Annotated in this window: 1 protein-coding gene; it reads left to right on the forward strand. The window is 46.7% G+C overall.

What is annotated here, in order from left to right; all coding sequences use genetic code 11:
* On the forward strand, positions 1–505 hold a 505-nt coding region (locus tag HMPREF0860_RS13500), incomplete at both ends, for an Rpn family recombination-promoting nuclease/putative transposase (protein ID WP_162146986.1).

The following is a 505-nucleotide window of genomic DNA, read 5'->3' on the forward strand; positions in this document are numbered from 1 at the left end:
AGAGGCGCTCCGCCTTGAACAGGTCATGTATATGGCTTTTCGGAACGACGTCGCCTATCTCATAGACGGCAAAATCATCGCCCTCGTAGAACACCAATCTACAATCAACGCGAATATGCCGTTGCGATTTCTGCAGTATGCCACTCGCCTCTACGAGCGCATCCAAAACCCTCGCGACCGCTATCTCAGGTACCTGAAAAAAATCCCTACACCTGAGTTTTACGTGTTCTATAACGGAGAAGAGGATTACCCTGAAAGCACGACTCTCCGTCTTTCCGATGCCTTTATGACGCTGCCTGAAAAACAGAGCCTCGAACTCGTTGTCAGCGTGACGAATATCAATTATAATAAGAGTAGTAAAATTGTGCATACATGTAAACCGCTGAAAGAATACACGCTGTTCGTAGACGCCGTACGGAAACATTTGAAGCTCGACAGTGAAAACGGCTTTAAGAACGCGATCAAAGAGTGCATACAAAATGACATCCTGCGGGAGTATCTGTTG

The sequence above is a fragment of the Treponema socranskii subsp. socranskii VPI DR56BR1116 = ATCC 35536 genome (assembly GCF_000468115.1).
Lineage (GTDB): Bacteria > Spirochaetota > Spirochaetia > Treponematales > Treponemataceae > Treponema_D > Treponema_D socranskii.